This window comes from Meridianimarinicoccus sp. MJW13, assembly GCF_014901205.1.
Lineage (GTDB): Bacteria > Pseudomonadota > Alphaproteobacteria > Rhodobacterales > Rhodobacteraceae > Meridianimarinicoccus.
The window spans coordinates 91,832-113,114 of the sequence record NZ_JACNMU010000003.1; the positions used below are offsets into that span (position 1 = coordinate 91,832).

At 58.4% G+C, this 21,283-nt stretch carries 19 protein-coding genes; 15 read left to right on the plus strand and 4 right to left on the minus strand.

Features of this window, described 5'->3' with window-relative positions:
* Positions 1-209 precede the first annotated feature (209 nt).
* Positions 210-1,247, minus strand: coding sequence for a GlxA family transcriptional regulator (locus H8B03_RS06075; RefSeq protein WP_193140848.1), 1,038 nt, complete (start codon positions 1,245-1,247; stop codon positions 210-212).
* A gap of 146 nt (positions 1,248-1,393) precedes the next feature.
* Between H8B03_RS06075 and H8B03_RS06080 the strand changes: the two genes are divergently transcribed.
* Complete coding sequence (locus H8B03_RS06080) at positions 1,394-2,788, plus strand: FAD-binding oxidoreductase (RefSeq protein WP_226925745.1); 1,395 nt, start codon at positions 1,394-1,396, stop codon at positions 2,786-2,788.
* 96 nt (positions 2,789-2,884) lie between these two features.
* A complete protein-coding gene (locus H8B03_RS06085) occupies positions 2,885-3,751 on the plus strand; it encodes a DMT family transporter (protein ID WP_193141212.1) in 867 nt (288 codons plus the stop codon).
* Positions 3,752-3,895: 144 nt separating this feature from the next.
* On the opposite strand, the gene H8B03_RS06090 is transcribed toward H8B03_RS06085, so the two are convergent.
* The gene (locus tag H8B03_RS06090; protein WP_193140850.1) at positions 3,896-5,515 is read right to left on the minus strand and encodes an alpha/beta hydrolase; all 1,620 of its coding nucleotides are present in this window, start codon (positions 5,513-5,515) and stop codon (positions 3,896-3,898) included.
* 118 nt (positions 5,516-5,633) lie between these two features.
* On the opposite strand from H8B03_RS06090, the gene H8B03_RS06095 reads away from it, so the two are divergent.
* The 10 genes from H8B03_RS06095 to H8B03_RS06140 all read left to right on the plus strand — a co-directional run bounded on the left by H8B03_RS06095 (position 5,634) and on the right by H8B03_RS06140 (position 13,827).
* On the plus strand, positions 5,634-6,578 hold the full coding sequence (locus H8B03_RS06095) for a homocysteine S-methyltransferase family protein (RefSeq protein ID WP_193140851.1): 945 nt from the start codon (positions 5,634-5,636) through the stop codon (positions 6,576-6,578).
* Between the two features lie 223 nt (positions 6,579-6,801).
* A complete protein-coding gene (locus H8B03_RS06100; RefSeq protein WP_193140852.1) occupies positions 6,802-7,551 on the plus strand; it encodes an isoprenylcysteine carboxylmethyltransferase family protein in 750 nt (249 codons plus the stop codon).
* Between the two features lie 375 nt (positions 7,552-7,926).
* Entirely contained in the window at positions 7,927-8,475 is a 549-nt protein-coding gene (locus H8B03_RS06105; RefSeq protein WP_193140853.1) for a hypothetical protein, read from the plus strand.
* Positions 8,476-8,598: 123 nt separating this feature from the next.
* Positions 8,599-9,789 carry an MATE family efflux transporter gene (locus tag H8B03_RS06110; RefSeq protein ID WP_193140854.1) on the plus strand — a complete coding sequence of 397 codons (1,191 nt, stop codon included), beginning with the start codon at positions 8,599-8,601 and terminating at the stop codon, positions 9,787-9,789.
* 10 nt (positions 9,790-9,799) lie between these two features.
* The gene (gene tnpA, locus H8B03_RS06115) at positions 9,800-10,216 is read left to right on the plus strand and encodes an IS66-like element accessory protein TnpA (protein WP_193140855.1); all 417 of its coding nucleotides are present in this window, start codon (positions 9,800-9,802) and stop codon (positions 10,214-10,216) included.
* Entirely contained in the window at positions 10,213-10,563 is a 351-nt protein-coding gene (tnpB, locus tag H8B03_RS06120) for an IS66 family insertion sequence element accessory protein TnpB (protein ID WP_193140856.1), read from the plus strand. The genes tnpA and tnpB overlap by 4 nt, the downstream gene beginning before the upstream one ends.
* 60 nt (positions 10,564-10,623) lie before the next feature.
* The gene (gene tnpC / locus H8B03_RS06125) at positions 10,624-12,249 is read left to right on the plus strand and encodes an IS66 family transposase (RefSeq protein ID WP_193140857.1); all 1,626 of its coding nucleotides are present in this window, start codon (positions 10,624-10,626) and stop codon (positions 12,247-12,249) included.
* Positions 12,246-12,665 (plus strand): plasmid pRiA4b ORF-3 family protein, encoded by a 420-nt coding sequence (locus H8B03_RS06130; protein WP_193140858.1) that lies wholly within the window; start codon positions 12,246-12,248, stop codon positions 12,663-12,665. Before tnpC ends, H8B03_RS06130 begins: the two co-directional genes overlap by 4 nt.
* Positions 12,666-12,706: 41 nt before the next feature.
* Positions 12,707-13,417: an IS6 family transposase gene (locus H8B03_RS06135; RefSeq protein ID WP_193140859.1), complete on the plus strand. Its 711-nt coding sequence runs from the start codon at positions 12,707-12,709 to the stop codon at positions 13,415-13,417.
* Positions 13,418-13,473: 56 nt separating this feature from the next.
* Entirely contained in the window at positions 13,474-13,827 is a 354-nt protein-coding gene (locus tag H8B03_RS06140) for a transposase (RefSeq protein WP_226925778.1), read from the plus strand.
* A gap of 137 nt (positions 13,828-13,964) precedes the next feature.
* On the opposite strand, the gene H8B03_RS06145 is transcribed toward H8B03_RS06140, so the two are convergent.
* Positions 13,965-14,909 carry a TAXI family TRAP transporter solute-binding subunit gene (locus H8B03_RS06145; protein ID WP_193140860.1) on the minus strand — a complete coding sequence of 315 codons (945 nt, stop codon included), beginning with the start codon at positions 14,907-14,909 and terminating at the stop codon, positions 13,965-13,967.
* 1 nt (position 14,910) lies between these two features.
* On the opposite strand from H8B03_RS06145, the gene H8B03_RS06150 reads away from it, so the two are divergent.
* Both H8B03_RS06150 and H8B03_RS06155 read left to right on the plus strand, forming a co-directional pair.
* Positions 14,911-15,768: a DUF4239 domain-containing protein gene (locus tag H8B03_RS06150; protein ID WP_193140861.1), complete on the plus strand. Its 858-nt coding sequence runs from the start codon at positions 14,911-14,913 to the stop codon at positions 15,766-15,768.
* 1 nt (position 15,769) lies between these two features.
* The gene (locus H8B03_RS06155; RefSeq protein WP_193140862.1) at positions 15,770-16,453 is read left to right on the plus strand and encodes an AIM24 family protein; all 684 of its coding nucleotides are present in this window, start codon (positions 15,770-15,772) and stop codon (positions 16,451-16,453) included.
* 430 nt (positions 16,454-16,883) lie between these two features.
* On the opposite strand, the gene H8B03_RS06160 is transcribed toward H8B03_RS06155, so the two are convergent.
* The gene (locus H8B03_RS06160; RefSeq protein WP_193140863.1) at positions 16,884-18,563 is read right to left on the minus strand and encodes a VCBS domain-containing protein; all 1,680 of its coding nucleotides are present in this window, start codon (positions 18,561-18,563) and stop codon (positions 16,884-16,886) included.
* Between the two features lie 282 nt (positions 18,564-18,845).
* Here H8B03_RS06160 and H8B03_RS06165 point away from each other — a divergent pair, with 282 nt between their 5' ends.
* A complete protein-coding gene (locus H8B03_RS06165; protein WP_193140864.1) occupies positions 18,846-21,275 on the plus strand; it encodes a pyridoxal-dependent decarboxylase in 2,430 nt (809 codons plus the stop codon).
* Positions 21,276-21,283: the final 8 nt, after the last annotated feature.

A 21,283-nucleotide genomic window follows, 5' to 3' on the forward strand; every position in this document is an offset into this window, starting at 1 on the left:
ACGCAGCCGGATGGGGAGAAACGTTTCTCAGGGGCAAGTGTCGGAGGAAACGGGACCCCCCCAAGACATCCGGTCGTTGAAGGCGAGACATCAAGAAAAGCGGAAGTCGCCTTCGGACATTCGGTGCGCCTTGTCTCAAGGATCGCGATGCGGACCGAGTGTGAAATCGCTGCGCGTGCGCCAATATCCGCTTTGTGAAGACCTTGACGTCATTCTGCTGCAATAGGCTTGGCAATTTGCGAGATGCGTTGGAATTTCTTTCGATAGGCCGCGGGTGAAAGGCCGACGCCGCGTTTGAATACCCGGCGGAACGAAGCGGGGTCTTCATAGCCGACTGAACTACCGACATCGTCTATCGAATGCACATCTGTTTCAAGCATCTGCTTGGCTTCTTCGATCCTGAGCGACTGCACGTAATCTAAGGGTGCAAAGCCGGTTGCCGACCGGAACCGTCGAGAAAACGTGCGAGGATTCAGGCCGGATCGCGCAACCATCTGTTCGACAGGCTTGGGGACGGCGTAATTGTCAGCGATCCAAACCTGGCAGTCAGAAATCTGCGCATCCGAGATTTCCATTGGACGGGTCATGACCGAATAAGGCGACTGGCCGTCAGAGTGGCCGCTGATCAGAAAGACCTTCGCGGTTTCGATCGCTTGCCGGTATCCGCAGAACCTGGCGATCAGGTAGATCGCCAAATCATGCCACGCGGTGACCCCGCCAACTGTCACAATGCGGTCTGCTTCGGCCTTCAGACACATGATGGACTCACTGCAAAAAGCGACTTCCGGGAAATGGCGCTGAAACATGTCACGATACGCCCAATGCGCTGTCGCCTCTTTCCCGTCCAACAGCCCCGCTTCCGCAAGAAGCAGCGATCCGGAACAGACCGATGTAAGCATGGCCCCATCCGCGTGCATCTTTCGCAACCAGGCACTTTCCCGGGGGTATCGGTCCTTCGGTACATCGTAGATCGACGTATACATGTCGCAGACGACAACGGCATCCGGTGTCGCCTGATTGTCGACTGACATATGCGGTTCAACCGGGATGTTGCCGATGCAATGAAATGGTTCCCCGTCTGCCGACGCGATCTTGATGTCCAACAACGCGTCACCCGGCGATCCGGGTATCATGTCACAGCGAACTGCGCCTGCGGAATGCAGGATATCAAACAACCCATAGAGAACCGACGCTGATGATTCCGGGGCGGCGAGCAGCACGATCTGGGGCTTTGCAGGTTGGGTCATGACTGCTCCTTGTCCAATTCGGCACGGTATTGGCCAATTTGCCGTGGCCGTGTGTCCAGTATGCCTCGCACCTGGCCTCAATGCCACTCTGCTGGATTTGCGTGTTGGGATAGCGTGACCGCGAGTTTGGAAAAAGGATGCCCACAATGGAAGATTTCACAAACACGCCAGATACGCTCTTGCTGGATTTTCATGGCGAGATGATCGACCCGGAAGATGCCCGATTTGATGCGGCGCGCGGTGTATGGAATGCGATGATAGATCGCCACCCTGCGCTGATCGCTCAATGCAGAACTGTCGGCGATGTGCAAACCGCAGTCAGGCTCGCGGCCGCCCGTGACCTGCCCATTGCCATTCGCGGTGGTGGTCACAATGTTGCGGGTCATGCAGTCTGTGATGGCGGCGTGATGATCGACCTCTCGCTCATGCGCGGCGTGACGGTTGATGCCTCGGCACGGGTGGCGAAGGTGCAGGGCGGCGCGCTTTGGCGCGATGTGGACGCTGCAACGCAGGCTCATGGGCTGGCAACACCAGGTGGGTTGATCTCCGATACTGGTGTCGCCGGATTGACGCTGTCAGGCGGTATCGGGTGGCTGCGTGCCCAGCATGGTTTGGCGATCGACAATCTTGTGGCCGCGGACGTTGTCACTGCTGACGGGACACTGATCCACACAAGTGCAGAGGAAAACCCCGAACTGCTCTGGGCCCTGCAAGGTGGGGGTGGCAATTTCGGTGTCGTGGTCGGGTTCGAATTCGCACTTCATCCCATCGGTCCGGAAGTCATGTTCGCAGCCCCGATCTATGCCGTTGAAGACGGCCCCGAGCCCATTCGGGCCTGGCGTGACTTTCTGGACACGCACGGCGATTTCGTCGGCTCGCTATGTGAGTTTTCCACCGCAGGTGGCGAAGATTTCCCCGAGGAGCATTGGGGCAAGCGGGTCTACACCTTGGCCTGCATTTACAACGGTGATCCGGCCGAGGGCGAGGCGCTTCTCAAGCCGCTCAGCGAGCTTGGAAATATCGTCACCGATTTTTCCGGGCGGATGAACTATTGCGACGTGCAGCAACTGTTTGACACGCTCATGCCTGCCGGAGAGTTTCGCTGCTACTGGAAGGCCCGTTATCTGACGGACCTTTCTGATGAGATGATTGATCTTGCCATGGCCAACGCCTTGGCAGCGCCGTCGGATAATTCGCTGTCATCACTCTGGAATTTTGGCGGAGCAACCGCGAAAGTTACGGCGGACGCCACTGCCTTTGGCGACAGGTCGATGGGATGGATGTATTCACTGGATGGCGTCTGGACCGACCCCGGTGACGATGATGCAAACATCGCCTGGTCACGCGAAGGCTGGTCCAATAGCGAACGCTTTGGCCACCGTGGGCGGGCCTACCTGAATTTTCCGGGACTTGGTGAAGACAACGCGGCACTAACGCGGGCAACTTTCGGTGCGAACTATGAACGGCTTGTCGAGATAAAAACCAGGTACGATCCGCAGAACCGGTTCCGCTTCAATCAGAATATCGCCCCGACGGTTTAGGACCTGCGCATATTCACATCAATGACACGCATCCGCGGAGGTTGGTTTGGCACCGGAAAAAACCGACCCCGCAACTGGGAAACTGTGACAAGCGATATGACAAAAGCACGAGCAACAATATTGGGGTTTGGAGCTGTGCTGATGTGGGCACTGCTGGCGCTTCTCACGGTCAAGACAGTGCCGATTCCACCCTTTCAACTGACCTCCATGTCATTTGCTGTTGGTGGCGTGCTTGGCCTTTGCTGGGTTATCGTCACGGGCGAGGTCAAGTCACTCGGGGGCGTGAGCTGGAAGATCTATGCCTTTGGGACAGCCGGGCTGTTTGGCTATCATTTCTTCTACTTCTCGGCATTGCGGCTCGCTCCGGCCGCAGAAGCGGGGCTGATTGCCTATCTTTGGCCCCTCCTGATCGTCTTGCTGTCGGGCCTTCTACCCGGCGAGCGACTCAAATCAGGGCACATTGTTGGTGGTTTGATTGGTTTTGCGGGGGCCGCAGTCATTGTAACCCAAGGCGCAACACGCTTCGAAGCGAGCGCGGGACTGGGATACGGGTTAGCCCTTTTGTGTGCTGTCACGTGGTCAGGCTATTCTGTCCTGTCTCGCAGGCTGGGTCAGACACCGACATCAAGCGTTGCGGTATTCTGCCTGGCAACATCACTCTTGTCTGGCATCGCCCATATTGGTCTGGAGACGACATTCCGACCGATTGGGATAACCGCCTGGCTTGCCGTTATTGGTTTGGGCGTCGGTCCTGTTGGACTTGCATTTTTCGTATGGGATGTGGGTGTGAAACAGGGCGACATTCAATTGTTAGGCGTCGCATCCTACGCCGCCCCATTGCTTTCGACATTCGTGCTCGTGGTCGCCGGTATCGCCGACATGACGTGGGCGTTGCTTGTGGCAAGTGTGCTTATCACGTTTGGAGCTGTCCTGGCAGCTCGCGCAAGCCGATCAGCCGCATAGCGGATGTCGTCTTATTTCAGACGTTGGGCATAGTCTATGGTTCCTGATGTCATCTCATTGCGATCGGCTTGCCGGTACGGTAATGTCCGGGCCGCCCCGCGATCGTCTTTGGACGATGGTGCTTTACCGACAGATAGATCCAATTCATATCCCGTGCTTCCCTAAAAAGCCCACGGTTTCCTCAACGCATCGCAACCACGCCGGTTCATGCCCCAACAGAATGTGGTTCTTGCTTTCCAAAGGAACGAATTCAGCGCCGGGAATGGCGATGGCAAGTTCACGCCCCTGATCTATGGAAATTCTCTGATCCTCGCGGGCGTGGAAAACAATTGTTGGGGCACGTACTTTCGCAAGACTTTCACGCACATCAATGTGCCCGAAGGCTTCCTGAAAACGAACGGCATTATCAGGTGAGGTTGTCTGGCGTTGGAACTCGTCAAACCATGCCAGATCTTCCGGTTTTGAATCAGGCATGAACGTTTGCGAAAAAATATGCCGGTAGGCAGGATTTGAGGTCCCCCACCCGTGTTGCGTGAGCGTCAAAACCGCTTCACGACGCGCTTGTTCCTCAGCGCTGGCGCCAATGCGCCATCCGGTTGCGTATCCACCAATCAGGATCAGTCCTGAAACCCGTTCGGGATGGCGTACGGCGTATTCGATCGAAACCGCGCATCCCTGCGAGATGCCCAAAAGCGGAAACCGTTCAAGTCCAAGCGCATCAACGACGGTTTCCAGATCACGCACAAAGGCTTCAAAGCTGATGTCATTCACGTTCCAATCTGAAAGGCCGTTACCACGCTCATCATACCGCACAAAGGTTCGCTCGTACGCGCATGCCGCGAATGTGGGACCCCAGATCGGGCTGCCCCAATCAAGCTCAAGGTGGTTTAGCCAATTGGCTGCTTTAACCAGTGGTGGACCGTCACCGACGGTTGCATAGGCAATTCGCGCCCCATCACGGGCCCGACAGAAACCGATCTTCTGCTTGCGCAACATGCGACGAGGCGTTGTCTCAACCGGGCGTTCATGACCAAGCACCTCGTTTGGAAGTTCTTGTATATCGGGCAGAAGCGATCCGATCGACGGTAACCCCGCCTCTCTGGCAGCTCTATGAAAGTCGGCTTCAGACTTGCGTGCTTCGTCAAGCCGACCGGACATCGCCAATGCCCGTATCAGGCTACGCGCAGCTTCTTTTTCAACCGGTGTTTCTTCTTGCCACCGACGGGCCCACATGGCGCGCTCTTCCGGGGAAAGCTCTGGATGCAAGGCCAAACGCCGCAGAACATTAAGCTGCATCAACCGAACATTTTCGCGCTCTGAGACAATCCACTGCTGGAAAACCTCAGAGCCCGCACTGTCCAGACCCTCAAGAAAAGGACGTTCCAATAATTCGGCCATGTTCCGAAGTTCGGAGGGTGGAATAAACGGTGGGTCATCATTCAATCTGACCCAGATGTGTCGCAACTCGACGTGCAGATCGTCCAGGTCCAGCGTAACCCGCTCCCGATCTGCGATAATGCGCCTGACGCCGTCACGATCGACAACTTTGCGGATCTTGCTCAGCGCCCAGCGAAGAGACGCACGCGGATCGTCCGGCAGGTCCCAAAACAACTCGCAAAGACGTTCCCGACGGATCGGTCGTCCATTCGCTGCCAGATATCCGAGTAACGCACGCGTCTTTCGAGACGCCGGTAACGCGATCTCCCCGCTGTCGGCAGCAACCGTCAATTCGCCCAATAAAGACATGCGCAAAAGAGGGATCATTTTTTGAAAACCTTAAATTACAACGAAAATTCTAGTCAATTCCAACGCTCGTTACAACGCTGTTGCACACGGTCAGACGTCAGAAAAGCCTCAGCAGACTTAGACCGGAGACTTAAAAATGACCAAATCGAAAATCCACACCCTGCCCCACCAGACTGACCAGAAATTCGTGACGGACGCCGGCTTTGAAACATCAATGCTGTTCCACAAGGGCTATGATATGCCCCATTTCGCATTCTTCCCGATGCTGCGCAGCGTAGATGGCCGTGCAGCGATGAAGGAGTATATTGCACCTTTCATGGAGACCGCCCGCCAACATGGTGCTGGGTTCATCCTCGACACCAACACGTGGCGGTCCAGCCCCGACTGGCTCGATTTGCTTGGCTATGACAAAGGCGATCACGTCGAGATCAACCGCGAGGCCGTGGCATTTGCCCAGGAGCTTCGCCGGGAATTCGGTGAAGGCGAAAACGTCGTTGTCAATGGTGTGATCGGTCCGCGCGGTGATGGTTATGACCCGTCAACTATCATGACCGCAAGCGACGCCGAGGACTACCATGCTTTTCAGGTTGGTGTATTCGCCGACAATGGCGTGGATATGGTGTCAGCACTCACCATGACCAACACACCGGAAGCGATCGGCATTGCGCGTGCGGCTGGAGAACGCGGCCTGCCCTGTGCAATCAGCTTTACACTGGAAACTGATGGGCATCTGCCCACCGGCGAGACGCTGGGGCATGCCATTGCAGAGGTCGATGCGAGCTGTTTCCACAAGCCCGCCTACTACATGATCAATTGCGCACACCCGGACCATTTCACCGGCATCTTGCAGCAACGTGGAGAGTGGGTGAACCGCATCCAGGGGTTGCGTTGCAATGCGTCGCGCATGTCTCATGCGGAACTCGACTGTTGCGAAGAACTGGATGACGGCAACCCGGGCGAACTTGCACAGCAGTATTCGGAAATCACGCGTTTCTTGCCCAGGCTGAACGTCTTTGGCGGTTGTTGTGGGACCGATCATCGGCACGTCGCAAAGATCTGCGACGCCCTGCATGCCGACTGATGGAGGGAGCAACGCAAAGATCCAACTGCTTCGTGCCTCGCTCAGCCGAACTCATGGAAACTAGACAGCTCGCAACAAGTCCAGGGTGCTCACCAGGACTTTGGACACCCATGCATTGACTCAATTGGGTTTCCCACCGGCGCAACTGACATCCCGATTGCGCGATTGGCGTTTGCCGGAACTCCAGGCTCAAGGCATTGAAATTATGAAGAAAGGAGAAAGAATGTCCCGCATCGCCATCATGGTCTACGCGATTGTGTCCTATGCCGCCTTCCTGGCCGTCTTCCTTTGGCTCGTGGCATTTCTGCTCGATGTCGGCTCGATCCGCACCGCAAATGCCGGCACACCTCTGTCTCAGGCAGTCGCGATCAACATCCTTCTGATCTCGCTTTTTGGCTTTGTGCACAGCGTGATGGCGCGTCCGGCGTTCAAACGGCAATGGACAAAGATCATTCCAGAAGCAGCGGAGCGTGCCACGTATGTGCTGCAATCCTCGGCACTGTTGGCGGTGATCATGCTGTTCTGGCAATCGATTCCGCATGTGATCTGGAGCGCCGATGGCCTTGCCAAAGTCGTGCTGCTGTCCGGTTTCGTCGCCGGGTTGGTGCTGATTACCATCTCGACCTTCGCACTCGACCATTTCGAATTCACCGGACTGCGGCAGGCCTGGAGCAATATGAATGGCACCTCCGTCTCCGCTGCACGATTTCGCACGCCATTGCCCTACAGGATTGTGCGCCACCCATTGCAGCTTGGGATCCTGCTCGCTGTCTTTTCGGTGCCCGAGATGACCGGCGGGGGTCTGCTCTTTGCTGGCGTCATGCTCGCTTACATCCTGATCGGCCTACGGTTCGAAGAACGCGCGCTGCTTCGCGAATTTGGCGATGACTACGCAGCCTACCGCCTCCGCGTGCCGATGCTAGTGCCGCGCTTGCCCACAGCTTCGAAGCACAGAGCAAGACTGCGCGACTGACCAACGTCCCCCCCGGGGGCATCGCTGCGCCAGCCACACGTCAAGGGACCGACCATGGAACTGACATTGAATTCAAGCGTCCGCGCCTTTTCTGATGGCCTTGCGCCACTGGACCGGAAGTATCTGGGCCCATCAACAGCACCGCAGATTCATCAGAGGTATATCCGAACTTCCAGATCTCCCTCTGCGTGACATCGGTCACGAAGAGCTGATCACGCCACGGTACAGTCCCAGCGCCTACCTCTACTAGCCGCCTCTTCCAAGCGGCGTTTCCACAAGTTTCCGGCCCGCGCCTCACGCGGACCGCCACCTAGCGACGTGCCGAAACGGTACAACCGCAAACCCAAACATGACCCGAAAAGAAAGGAATACCCAATGAAACCTCTCCAATTCACCCTGGCCGCGGCACTGGCCTCGACTGCATTCTCGGTGCAAGCGGACGGCATGCTGACATCCTTTGACGTGGCCGAGGACATCAGCCGTTTTACCTTCGCCGAAGCCCCGGTGTTCGACGACGGGATGCCTGCCTACGGCAACCCCTTCATCACCCAGGGTTACGTCTATCCCGCAGGTACGCTGGATGGCGGCGTCGAAGGTACCTTGGCTGACGGCAGCCCGGCCTTTCCCGACAAGGTGATCGGCATCTGGACCTGCGATGGCTACCTGGTGGGCGATGGTATGCGCACTGAAACCGGCACAATCGTCATCACACGCCAGATCATCCAGTTCAATGACGGTGATCTCTTGATCACTCACGGTCCCGAACTGGCAGATGTCGATGTCTCTGTCACGCGTGCTGTCACTGGCGGCACGGGCGATTATGCAGACGCCCCTGCGGAGATCAGACAAGTGATGCTTGGCATGACCGACGGCTACGGTGTGCGTCTGCAGATCGAGCTTGGCCAGCAACAGGATGCGTCTTAGCCGCAGAAAGAAGGGCAAGCCGTCACACCGATAGAACGGTACCTCTGTCCTCAGAGGGAGACCCGCTCACTCGGTCCTAAACACGGCTCCTGGTTTTCCGAAGACATAGCAGTCGGCGCGTCCTTGCCCGCCGACTGCCATCACAAACATCTTTGCGCCGTCCTGAAAATGGACGGTTGCAGCCCATTCCGTGGTATCATCATGAATTCCTTGCACACCTCATCTCGGCACCTCGATAGCGCCGAAAAATTCGCGAGATTTTCTGAATCGCGATCGCTCATTCGCCTCGCTGCTCCGATCGCGGCGATCGCGCTGGTCTCGATGGGTATGAGTGTAACTGATGCGGCTATGGTCGCGCGCATGTTCGGTGCTGACGCTTTGGCAGCCGTGGCCGTGGGCAGCGACCTTTACTCGATCCTCTACTATTTCGGTGTCGGTATTATCAGCGGTCTCGCTCCATTCTACACCGCCGCGGTCGTCCGTGCCGACGCAATTGCACAGCTCCGCTTGCAACGGATCGGCTGGGTCAGTGTCGTGCTTGTCGCTGCACTTCTCATGCCAATCGTGTGGAGCGCCCCGGACTGGCTGCGCCCCATGGGGATCGAACCCGCGCTCCTTGCGCAGGGCCGGGGCTATACTCAGGCGATGGCGGTGACCCTCCTTCCAATGTTGGGCGTGGTGCTTTACCGGACAATGCTGACTGCAGCAGAAAGACCTCGCGTTTTCCTCTGTGTCACGCTTGCCATGCTGCCCCTGAACGCAGCATTCAACTATGTATTGATGAAGGGCGCCGGTCCGATACCCGGGCTGGGCGTTACCGGCGCAGGCGTTTCCTCCCTTCTCGTGGCAACGGCCATTCTAGGTGTGCTGGCGATCATTGGCCGGATCAAGACAACGACGTCGAGCCCCATCCGTTTCAATTGGAGCGAGCTATTTGCGGTGATGCGGGTGGGGCTGCCAATTGGCATCACAGCCGTTGCAGAGGTCGGCGTTTACCTTGGCGCTACAATATATGCTGCCACGCTCGGAGCCACCGATGCGGCTGCGCATGTTCTGGTACTGCGGGTCGCAGGCGTGGCTTATGCAATCCCGATGGCGCTGCTTCAAGCCTCGATGGTGCGCATGGCGCGGGCCGAAACGCTGGCTGATCCCGCACTGCAAAGCGCGGTCATCCGGTCCAGCATTTTGCTGGGCCTGGGGAGTGGATTGCTGGTGTTTGCAGGTTTGGCTGCGGTGGCCAATCCGCTTTCGACGGCGTTCCTCGGGTATCCCTCCGGTGGAGGCCGTCTGACGGGGTTTCAGCGTCGGTGCTAAGTCCGACCTTATGGCCGACCATAAGTTCAGACCCGAGATTGAAGTCCTCTCTGCCGCGGACGCGCCGCGCCGTCGTCACTGGAGCGATGGCGACAAGATCGCGATCGTGAAGGAGAGCTTCCTGGGGCATCGCCAGGTGACAGCCACGGCGCGGCGGCATGGCGTATCTCGCTCTCTGCTGACGATATGGCGGCGCCAGTATCGCGCTGGCGAACTTGGCGCCGAGACACCGCCTTCCTTCATCCCGCTGGCTGTTTCGCCGCCCATGGCACCTGCGACCGTGCCCGCGACCGCACGGGAGGCGCCACGCACCACGCCTGATGTCCAGCTCGAGATCGTGCTGAGGAACGGGCGACGGCTTCTCGTCCCTTCGTCGGTGGAGCCAGAGGTTTTGGCGCGGCTGCTGCCGGCCCTGGAAAGCCGATGATCGCCTTCCCGGCGGGGATGCGCGTATGGATTGCCGGTGGGGTCACCGACATGCGGCGAGGGATGAACACCTTGGCGCTGACGGTGCAGCAGGGTTTGGGACGTGATCCGCATGCGGGCGAGATTTTCTGCTTCCGCGGGCGCAAGGGCGACCTGGTAAAATTGCTTTGGCACGACGGGGTCGGCATGTCGCTTTATACCAAGCGGTTGGAGGCCGGGAAGTTCATCTGGCCGACCAGCGGAAGTGGTGAAGCGGTGCAGATATCCGCAGCCCAGCTCGGCTATCTCCTGGAGGGGATCGACTGGCGCAATCCGCGCTGGACGCAACGCCCTGCAAAGGCGGGATAAATTGGCTTCTCCGGCCTTATTTTTATGGGCTTTCCGATGCCTGCATGGTAGGTCTCGGCCATGTCAGATGCCGCTTCCGAGATCGCCAGATTGCGCGCCGCGCTTGCGGCCTCGGAGGCCCGTGCCGAGGCCGCAGAGAGCGAGCTGGCGCAGACCCGGGCGGTGGTCTCGACCTCGGAAGCGATGATCAAGCATCTCCGGCTCGAGATCGCCAAGCTCCGGCGCGAGCAATATGGCCACAGCTCCGAGCGCCGCGCCCGCCTGATCGACCAGATGGAATTGCAGCTCGAGGAACTCGAGGCCGCAGCCACTGAAGACGAGATCGCCGCCGAGAAGGTAGTGAAGACCACGTCCGTCGCGGGGTTCGAGCGTCGCCGCCCGGCCCGCAAACCCTTCCCGGAGCATCTGCCGCGCGAGCGCGTGGTGATTTCGGCGCCCACGGCCTGTTCCTGCTGTGGCTCGGATCGCATCGTGAAGATGGGCGAGGATATCACCGAGACGCTCGAGGTCATTCCCCGGCAGTGGAAGGTGATCCAGACGGTCCGCGAGAAGTTCACCTGCCGGGCATGCGAGAAGATCAGCCAGCCGCCAGCGCCGTTCCATCCCACACCCCGTGGCTGGGCTGGGCCCAACCTGCTTGCGATGATCCTGTTCGAGAAGTTCGGCCAGCATCAGCCGCTGAACAGGCAAGTCGAGCGCTACGCCAAGGAAGGTGTCGAGGTCAGCCTGTCCACCCTGGCTGACCAGGTCGGCGCCTGCACCGTGGCGCTGGAGCCGATCCATGCGCTGATCAGGGCCCATGTCCTGGCCGCCGAGCGGCTGCACGGCGACGACACAACGGTGCCGCTCTTGGCCCGGGGCGGTACGAAGACCGCGCGGCTCTGGACCTATGTCCGCGACGACCGGCCTTTCGCGGGCGGTGCACCGCCGGCCGCGCTGTTCTACTTCTCGCGCGATCGGGAGATGGCTCACCCGAACCGACATCTCGCCGGGTGGCGGGGCATCCTTCAAGCCGATGCCTATGGCGGTTACAACGACCTCTATCGCGGCGACCGTGATCCCGGTCCGGCCGGAAGCGCGCTCTGCTGGAGCCATGCCCGGCGGAAGTTCTTCGAGCTTGCCGACATCAAGGGCAATGTCCGCAAGGGCAAGTCCGCCCACGATATATCTCCTGTCGCACTGGAGGCGGTGGCGAGGATCGACGCGATCTTCGACATCGAACGCCAGATCAACGGCCTTGATGCCACGTTCCGGCTCGAGGCCAGGCACCGGTTGTCCTGTCCCTTGGTTGAGGCATTGCACGCTTGGCTGCGCGCCGAGCAGGGCACGATGTCGAAGCACAATCCTGTCGCCAAGGCGATCAATTACATGTTCAAGAAAGACCGATGGGAGGCCTTCACGCGCTTCCTCGAGGATGGGCGGGTCTGCTTGACGAACAACGCGGCCGAGAGAGCACTCCGCGGTGTGGCCCTTGGCCGAAAGTCATGGCTCTTCGCCGGCTCCGAGCGCGGCGGTGACCGCGCCGCCTTCATGTATTCGCTGATCGTCACCGCGAAGATGAACGATGTCGATCCTCAGGCCTGGCTCGGCGACGTCCTCGCCCGGCTGCCTGGCACGACAGCCTCCCGGGTGCCGGATCTCCTGCCTTGGAATTGGTCCCCGACACGGCAAGGGATCGCCGCATGACCCTGATCGCCCGCCTCCGGATCATCCTGAACGACGTCGAGCCAATGCCGATGCGCCACATCGAGGTGCCGCTGAAGATCAGGCTCGACCGGCTGCATGAGGTCATCCAAGCGGCCATGGGCTGGACCGACACCCATCTCTACGAGTTCCGGGTGGGGGATGCCGGTTGGGGCATGCCCGACCCGGACGGGTTCTACGACGGCCCCATGGACGCGAAGAAAATGACCTTGGAAAAGCTGCTCGACCAGACCGCCACCAGGACGATCCAGTATGTCTACGACTTCGGTGATGACTGGGACCACAGCATCCGGATCGAGCGGGTGGGCGAGGCCACCCAGGGCGTGACCTATCCGCGGCTTCTGAAGGCCGCAGGGGCCTGTCCACCGGAGGACGTCGGCGGGGGACTGTTGCGTTAGTCGTTGTTTTTTCTAACCATGCGGAGAACACGAGGTAGATCATGTCCAGCCGGCAACCGTTCAAGCGCCACCGTTTCCCCGCGAGCGTCATCCTCTGTGCCGTTCGCATGTATCTACGCTATCCCTTGTCTTACCAGGACACAGCGGATTTGCTGGCTGAACGCGGTGTGAATGTTGATCGCTCGACGGTCTACCGCTGGGTGCAGAAGTTCGGACCACGGCTGGCTGACGAGACTGACAAGCGGCGGCGGTGGATCAGCCTGGACTGGCACGTGGACGAGACCTATGTCCGCGTTGGCGGGAAGTGGCGCTACCTCTGGCGGGCAATTGATCGGCATGGACAGATGATCGATTTCAGACTCACTGCCCGGCGCGATGCGAAAGCTGCGAAAGCCTTTCTGCGCAGGGCGATCGAGAAGGTCAGGCTTCATCGCCCAGTCACGATATGCACAGACAAGGCGCCCACCTACCGAAAGGTGATCCAGGACGAGAACCGACGTTACGATCCCCAGTTCGACAGCATCACCCATATCGACAAGAAGTGGAGAAACAACCGGATTGAAAGTGATCATGCGGCGCTGAAGCGGTTGCTTGGATATCGACAAAGCTTCCGTACGCTGAGATCCGCCAAATCGACACTCCGCGCCATCGAAGCCATCCGGACCATCAAAAACCACCACATCGACAACATGAAACCGGGCGTCCAGGGCGAGATCGCCTTCGTCCACGAAATGTTCGGCCTGGCCGCATAAAATACAGCCATAGAGGCGCTCCGCCAACCTCTACGGATTAACGCAACAGTCCCTTTCTGAACAAGGCAATAAAGTGTGTGCGCCTGCATCGCCCCGTCACGATCTGCACGGACAAGGCGCAGGCCTATCGGCGCGTCATCCGTGAGATCAATCACCGACATGATCCACATGTTGACAGCGTCCGGCACATCGATCGGAAATGGCGATACAACCTGATCGAAAGAGATCACGCCGCCATGAAACGGTTGCTAGGTTACCGCCAGAGCTTTCGTTCCCTACGAACGGATAAGGCGACCCTGAGCGGGATAGAAACCATTGGGACCATCAAACGTGGACACATCTTTTACAAACAACCGGGCGTCAGGGGCGAAATCGCGTTCATCGACAGCTTGTTCAAAACCGCCGCTTGATCCAAAAGGTCTAACAAAGCCGACTTCAGTTTGAAAGGACCAATGCAACAGTCCCTCTCGTTCCACTAGGGACCATCCATTGAGTGTTTTACTCTCCGATAAACCCGGCGCGGTTCAGGCCAGAAGAGAAGACCCTGCTAGGGCGCCCTTTCGACAACATCGTGGGCAGGGACGCCCAAGGGCGTCGACGAGACGAGGAAACTCTGCAGTTCACTCAAGACTGGTATCTCCTCGGCCAGCATGGGTGCAGCTTGTTGGATGGCCGCATAGAGATCGGCGACGAGCTTCTCATCGACGGTTGTTCGCGTGACCAGAGAGGCGACGACAGACAAACTTGGTATTTCTTCTCCAGGTAGTCCGTACATACCGAGATCAATAAAGGACTTTCGGTAAGTGTCGCTACGACCGAGTAGTTCTCGTATACGCGGGCCGTCAAATTCAATAAATCTCACGCCGCACCGCTCCACGGCCTCCGCAACAAGTGCACTGGGGTGACCGACAACCAGGATGGCCGCATCAATTGTGCCTTTGCAAAGTTCTTCGATCGCGTTGGCCGGGAGCAATTCCCGAACCGACCCGAAATCACCAAGCGAGAAGTCCAGCGATTCGAGCAAGTGGTTGACCGTGGCATTGCGACCGGAGGCTGGACGCCCGATATCCACTTTCTTCCCCAACATATCCAACGCGCTGAAAATATCCGAGCCGGGTGCAACGAGAACGGTAATTGTTTCTGAATAGAGCGCTGCGATGACGCGCAGGTCCGTCATTGCAGGTCCATGGGAGAATGGCGCGGTTCCCAAAAAGGCAGCGTTCAGCCAGTCCGACTGAACGATTGCAAACTCCAGGGCGCCTTCCTGGAGAGCAGTCAAGTTGTAGATCGATCCAGGGGACGGTTCTGGACTGCACCGCCGGCGGGAATCGTCCGCCCGGTTGAAGGCTTTGCAGATGGCCTGAGCGACCGGGTAGTAGTTTCCTGAAATATCACCGGAGCCGATGCTGAACAGTTTGACCGGTTCGGCGACAGCGACATGGTGGCAAAAGACAAGAAGTGCGACTAGTGTGCTACGGAGATAGCGTCTCATTGTGCTGATCCCGATCAAGCTGCCTTTGACATGGAAGACCCATTCCACCATGCCTGAGTTTGTATACGACATCCCGACACGCTCCCTTGCCATATGGTTCGTGGTCGGTTCACTTCTGGCGGTCGCAGTTGGCTTGTTCATCATAAAGCCATTGCTCCGACTTTTACTTGGTACGGGGCCGGACTTCAATCCGTCGATCAACTATGTGACATCCGGTTTCAGCCTGTTTTACGGTTTGTTGCTTGGCCTTTTGACAGTCGCGGCCTTTCAAAATTCCGAACGGGTCAAGGAAAGCATCCTGAACGAGGCGACGTCGCTTGGTTCTCTTTACGCCCAGTTGGATGTCTACCCGGAGCCTTTCCGGAGCGATGTGAAATGGCACATCCGCGACTACACGCTGTTCACCATCCACAAGGAATGGTTGGCGCATAAGGAGGGTCGAATTCTAAATGGAGGATACGGCCGCGTCGAAGCTGTCCGACACAAGTTGGCCTTGTTCGAGCCGCAGACGGACGGAGAGACGATTGTTCACGCGGAAGTCATTTCGTCGTTTCAGGATTTTACAGATGCAAGGCAACGTCGGCTCTCTGGCGTTAGAACGGCGATACCGCCGGTGTTGTGGCAAGCGGTGCTTGTCGGTGCTGGTGTGAGCATATTGTTCATGACGATCTTGCGGATTCGCGTTCTTCAACATGTCTTGCTTGGCAGCATCACGGCATTGTTTCTTGGGATTATCCTGTTCGTAATCACAACACTTGATCGGCCACTTCGAGGCGAAGCAGCGCTGCCGCCACAGCCATTTGAAACCTTGTGGACCAGGGCGATGATCTGGGATGAACCGGATGGGGAGCGCTTCTGACATGGCAGATTTTCACGTTCGCAATATTGAAGGAATGCGTCAGATCCGGGTCGATCTGCAGAACGAGACCATACGCGCAGCGCGTGGCGCATTGTCCAACTACTCAGGCTCGATAACATTCACGCCAAGGCTGCCAGCACTACGGGACATCCTTCGAAGCCTTTTTGCACATGAGTCGCGCGTCCGGCCCTATTACACTGGGACAGGCTCTGTCCTGCTGCAACCTTCTCTCGCCGGCTTCCATGTGTTTGAGTTGCAAGGGGACGAGAAGTGGATTTTGGAACCGGGAGAGTACTGGGCCAGTGAGGCCAATGTCGATTTGGGATTGCACCGAGACCCGTTCTTCTCAAGCTTCTGGGCTGGAGATGGCTTCTTTGCGTGGAAGACAACCGTCAGCGGAAAAGGAAAAGTCGCGATCAATGCGCCAGGGCCGGTGGAAGAAGTCTGCGTGAAGGATGGGGAACTCAAAGTCCAGGGACGCCTGGTCTTGGGCAGAACGTCTGGATTGCGATTCAGGTCGGTGCGATCGGCGCGCTTTCCCCGAAACTTCATATCCGGTCAAGAGCGATTGAGATTGTATGAAGGATCCGGGAAGGCTCTTGTGTGTTGGACGCCTTACTGGAACGAGTATCTTCATAGCCAGATGACAGAAGGTGAGAGAATTAGCAGAACACTGTTCGAATAGTTCTGACTTGTGATTCAACACACCTTCAGCGGCTTTTCTGCACAGTAGCGGCAGAGGGTCCAGGATCGGAAAACCGGCCCGAAGGGTCCGTGCTCAACCGTTCGCCACGAAGCCGAAGAGGCAATGATCGCGCCACTGGTCACAGTGACCCGTGGCGACGGTATCCCGTCTGCAGAGCAACCATTGAGCCGGAACCCTGCCCGTTCTCGGCAAACGGGCTTCGCCGTTTCCCGGGCCAGTGACGAACCCCCTTTTGGCGGAAAGCCTCTTCGGGTTGCGCACGTAGGAGTGGCCGTCTGGCCCGCGAAAACCTGGCCCGAGACGACTGCTGCAACAGACCGCGCTGGACTGACTTGTGCGCCGTTTCGGCAGCGCGCCTGTCTATCGGCACGGACGCCCCCGGAGATCGGGGGCGCACGTTTTCTGGGTCCTAGACCACTTCGATATTGGCGAAGGTGATGTCGTCGAGGATGGTGTCGAGACCGGAGTTGCTCATCAAGACGGAAGTGATGCCGTGGAAGCTGTCGTCGAAGGTGATCACCCCACTGGTTCCGGGCGCCACCGTGTGGGTGGCCCCGTTGGAGGCGGTGAAGGTTGCCCCATTGGCCGTCTGGACAAGAAGCAGGGTTTCCAGGTCGAAACTTCCCCCATCGGTGCGGTTCAGATCATATTGTGCGCCACCGTGAGCGCGGAACTCCATGTCGGTATCCCCTGCATCCCAGTCGTTGATATTGAGACTGCCCGCACCAACAACCGCGATATTGAACCCGTCTTCCTGGTAGGCCGAGCCCAGATAGTTGCCGGCGCCGGCTTCAAATTCCATTGTTTCGGGATTCCCGCCGGAAAAGTCGTCGGGCGTGGTGCCCTGCAAGTCCTGGAACACGATGTCATCGACCTGGAAGTAGTCCTTGAACAGGAGGTTGGACCCGTTCGCGTTCACATCACCGTTGAACACCCAGTCCACCCAGTCCACATCGGTGAAGAGCGTGCCGAAATCCACCGTGCCATAGGTGCCGCTGGAGGGGGATCCGGTTCCGGCGACGCTGACCGTATGGGTGGCGTTGTTGGAGCCCGTGAAGGTCACCGACCAGCCATCGCCTTCGTCGTCCTTGAAAGACTCGATCTCAAGGGATTTCAGGGAAAACGTGCCGGTACCACCTTCGCCTTCGATCCGGGCGCTGCCTAGTCTATTGGTGGTTGTCGCATCATTGTCGTCCGTCCGATAATACCCGTCACCGGCCCCTTCGGCCGGCGTAGACCAGCCAGAGCTGCCAAAGCCGGGGAGTATCTGAAGCCCGCCGTCGACGATATAGTAGGAGAAGCCGCCGAGGTCATTGGCCCGGAGGATCGAATATCCGCCTTCGAAGTCCATGACCCCCGAAACCCCGTCGTCTACCCCGTTGATCGTGATGTCTACCGTGGCAAAGTCGGTATCCCCGTCGGCGTCGGCCACCAGATAGGTGAAACTGTCGGTCAGCGTGTCGCCCGCATCCAGCGCCTGCACCGCCGGGTTGGAGTTGTCCAACGCGTAGCTGTAACTGCCGTCACTGTTCAGCACCAGCGCACCCAGCGTGGTGCCGGAAACCAGCGTCACACTGCCCAGCAGATCCGGCACGCTGTCATTGTCCAGAACATTGCCGGTCAACACCGGGCCATCCTCGTCCACTTGCTCGGCATCATCCACGGCGGTGACGGGATCATCCTGGGGCGAGACGGGCACGCCATCGACGAAAATTTCCAGCGCTTCCATGCGGTTCACACGGAGGGTCTGATCGCCGAAACTGTGGAAAGTGAAAAATTCCTTGGCCGCTTCCTGTGTGCCGCCATTCGTCTTCGTGTCGATAAAGGCCAGGTAGGTGGCGATTTCCAGCTGCACCGCGGGATCGTTCCAATGGGCGCTGGTCATCTGGAGGCGCAAGGTGTCGGACCCGAGGCCACCGTCATAGGTGTCGGTGGAGCCCGCGTTGGCGGTCACGTCATAGATCAGCACATCATCGCCGCGACGACCCTGAACCGTGTCGTCTCCCGCGTTTCCTGCAAGCAGGTCGTCCAGACGGGTTCCCTGAATCACTTCATTGGCAGACGTGCCACTGTTGCTAATGCCAGACATTTTTCACATTTCCCCGATTGGTCGTTTCCTCCAACAAATCCGGAGCTTTTGGCACACAATGTTCCCACGGGAATTATACCACCGATAGTATATTCACATCAAGTTTTATGAATTCAACTTGCACGCATGGCAATCAAGCCTTGAGCCCGGACCCGTTTGATCGCGTGTCAACCCCTGGCTGAAGCGAATCCTAGCGAGGTTTGCGGAAATCTGTCACGATACACGTGCGGGCCGAGCCCGCTCGATCTTGATCTCGGCCCCCCAGTTTTTTGGGAGGTGCTGATGGCGAGCCAAGAACAGAATATTAAAGTACTGAAAGATATCAACGCATTTAGACAAGACTGGCATCGCAAAGCACTCAGTCTGAATCGTCCTGGTGTCAGCATCCCCGCCGCATGGTTTTTGGGGCCAAAAGGCGAGAACGGCCAAGTTCTGCGGGACCTGATTACACAAGCCATTGACCATCACATCGAATCGCGCACCGACTTTTCCACTCAATTCGAGCCGAAATACGGCACTCCGGATCCGGGCGTCACCAGCATTCTCGATTTCGAAGGCAGCCTGCTGAAAACCGGCCTGCCCGAATTCAAGTATCGGTTCGAGCAAGTCCTGGGTTATCTTCGCGGCTCGATCCCGATGGCGAGTTATCGAAACCAGTCACACATGTATTGGGATGTTACCATTCCCAGTATCGTTGGCTATATCGCGACCTGCCTTTACAATCAGAACAATTGCACACCCGAAGCCTCTCCCGTCACCACAGTGCTGGAAATGGAAGTCGGGGATGATCTCTGCCGAATGCTGGGCTATCATGTGCCCGACCCGTGGGACGAGAACACCGATCAGACCCGCCCCTGGGGCCACATCACCTGCGATGGCTCGGTTGCCAATATCGAAAGCATGTGGGCCGCGCGAAACGTCAAATACGTCCCTGTCGCCATGGCCGCCGCCTTGCGCGAAGATGCCGATCTTGCCGCTGCGCGAGATGTCACCGTCAAGACGCTGACAGGTGTGCGGGCGCGGCTGGTAGATCTCGACAGTTGGGGGCTTCTGAATCTGCCCATGGATGAAGCGATCGGGCTCGCCACGCGCATTGCCCGCACCGCCGGGATTGAAGCAGATGTTCTCAAGGACGCAATGGCCCGCCATTCGGTGCAGGATCTTGGCCTGCTCGAATTCCATCGCCGATACCTCCCCGACACGCCATCCCCCGCTGTCACGGCGCCTTCGACGGCGCATTACTCGTGGCCCAAGGCCGCGTCGATCGTGGGCCTTGGCCGCGTGGCCATCCGACCAATCAAGGTCGACCTGGATGCGCGTATGGACCCGGTCGAATTGCGCCGCGCCCTGGAGGAATGTCTGCGGGAACGCCGACCCGTGGTGCAGGTGGTGTCGGTCATGGGGACCACTGAAGAAAGCGCCGTCGATCCCTTCGCCGAAATTGTCGCCATCCGCGAGGAATTCCGCGAACGCGGCATGGAATTCAGTCTGCATGTGGATGCCGCATGGGGCGGGTACTTTGCGTCCATGATGCGCGAACCCCGCTCTCTCCAAGTGCGTGACCGGCTGGAAGAAGAAGTGCGCAAGGAACTCGACCCCACTCTGAGAGAGCAGAAGGAAAACGAGCTCGCCAGATACACTGTGCAACTCTGGGGCGTCGATGACCCCGACCGTGACCCCAAAACCATCCCGAATCTGAATTCTGACCTTCTTCGCGATACCTTCCGTTGGAAGCACACCGCCTTCGCCCCAGCAATCAAGATGAATGCTTATGTCACGAGACAATACAGTGCACTCAAACACGCTGACAGCATCACCGTAGACCCGCATAAGGGAGGCTTCATCCTGTATCCCGCCGGTGCGCTTTGCTACCGCAACGGTGCGATGCGACATCAGGTGGCGTTCGCGTCACCAGTGGTCGACCACGGTGATGTCGCCGCCTCGGTCGGCTTCTATGGTATCGAGGGCTCCAAGCCGGGCGCCTCGGCCACGGCTGTCTATCTGTCGCACAGCCTTATCCCGACCGATTGGGACGGCTATGGGCAACTTCTGGGGCAATGCATCTATGCCAGCAAGCGCTTCTATGCCGCGCTGGTCACCATGGCCGGCCCCAAGGATGTTTTCACCGTCACCCCGTTCCAGCGCTTGCCCGCCGAGAGGGTCGGTGCAACAGCCAGCGAAATCCGCGACCAGTTGGATACCATCCGCAATCGTTTCGTACCGCATTTTTCCGATAGGGATCTTGTTGCGGCGCTGTCGACAAGTCCGACCCTGCTGGAGCTCTTCCGCGAGATGGGATCCGACCAGTGCATCGTCGCCTACAGCTTCAACTTCAAGACCGCGGACGGCCTGAACACCTCGATCGACCTGTTGAACGAAATGAACGAGTTCATGTTCCAGAAGATGAGCGTTCAGACCCTCGATGACAAACTACCTTCGGTCGAGATGATCGTGACCGCCTCAACCTTCGATCCGGAAAACTACGGACAGGCCTTCGTGGACCATTACGCCAAGCGCTGCGGACTGGTCCCGGAACCGGGCAAGGGGATCAAGTTTCTTATCTCCACCAATCAGAACCCGTGGATCACCGCCACGGACGACGGCAACTTCGTTCCACGTCTGATGACCTCGCTCGCCGAAATTGCCCGGGGCGCCGCCGACAAGGTCATCAGCCGCCACGGCCTCACCGCTATGCCAACCGGCAAGCCCTAACCCGAGGG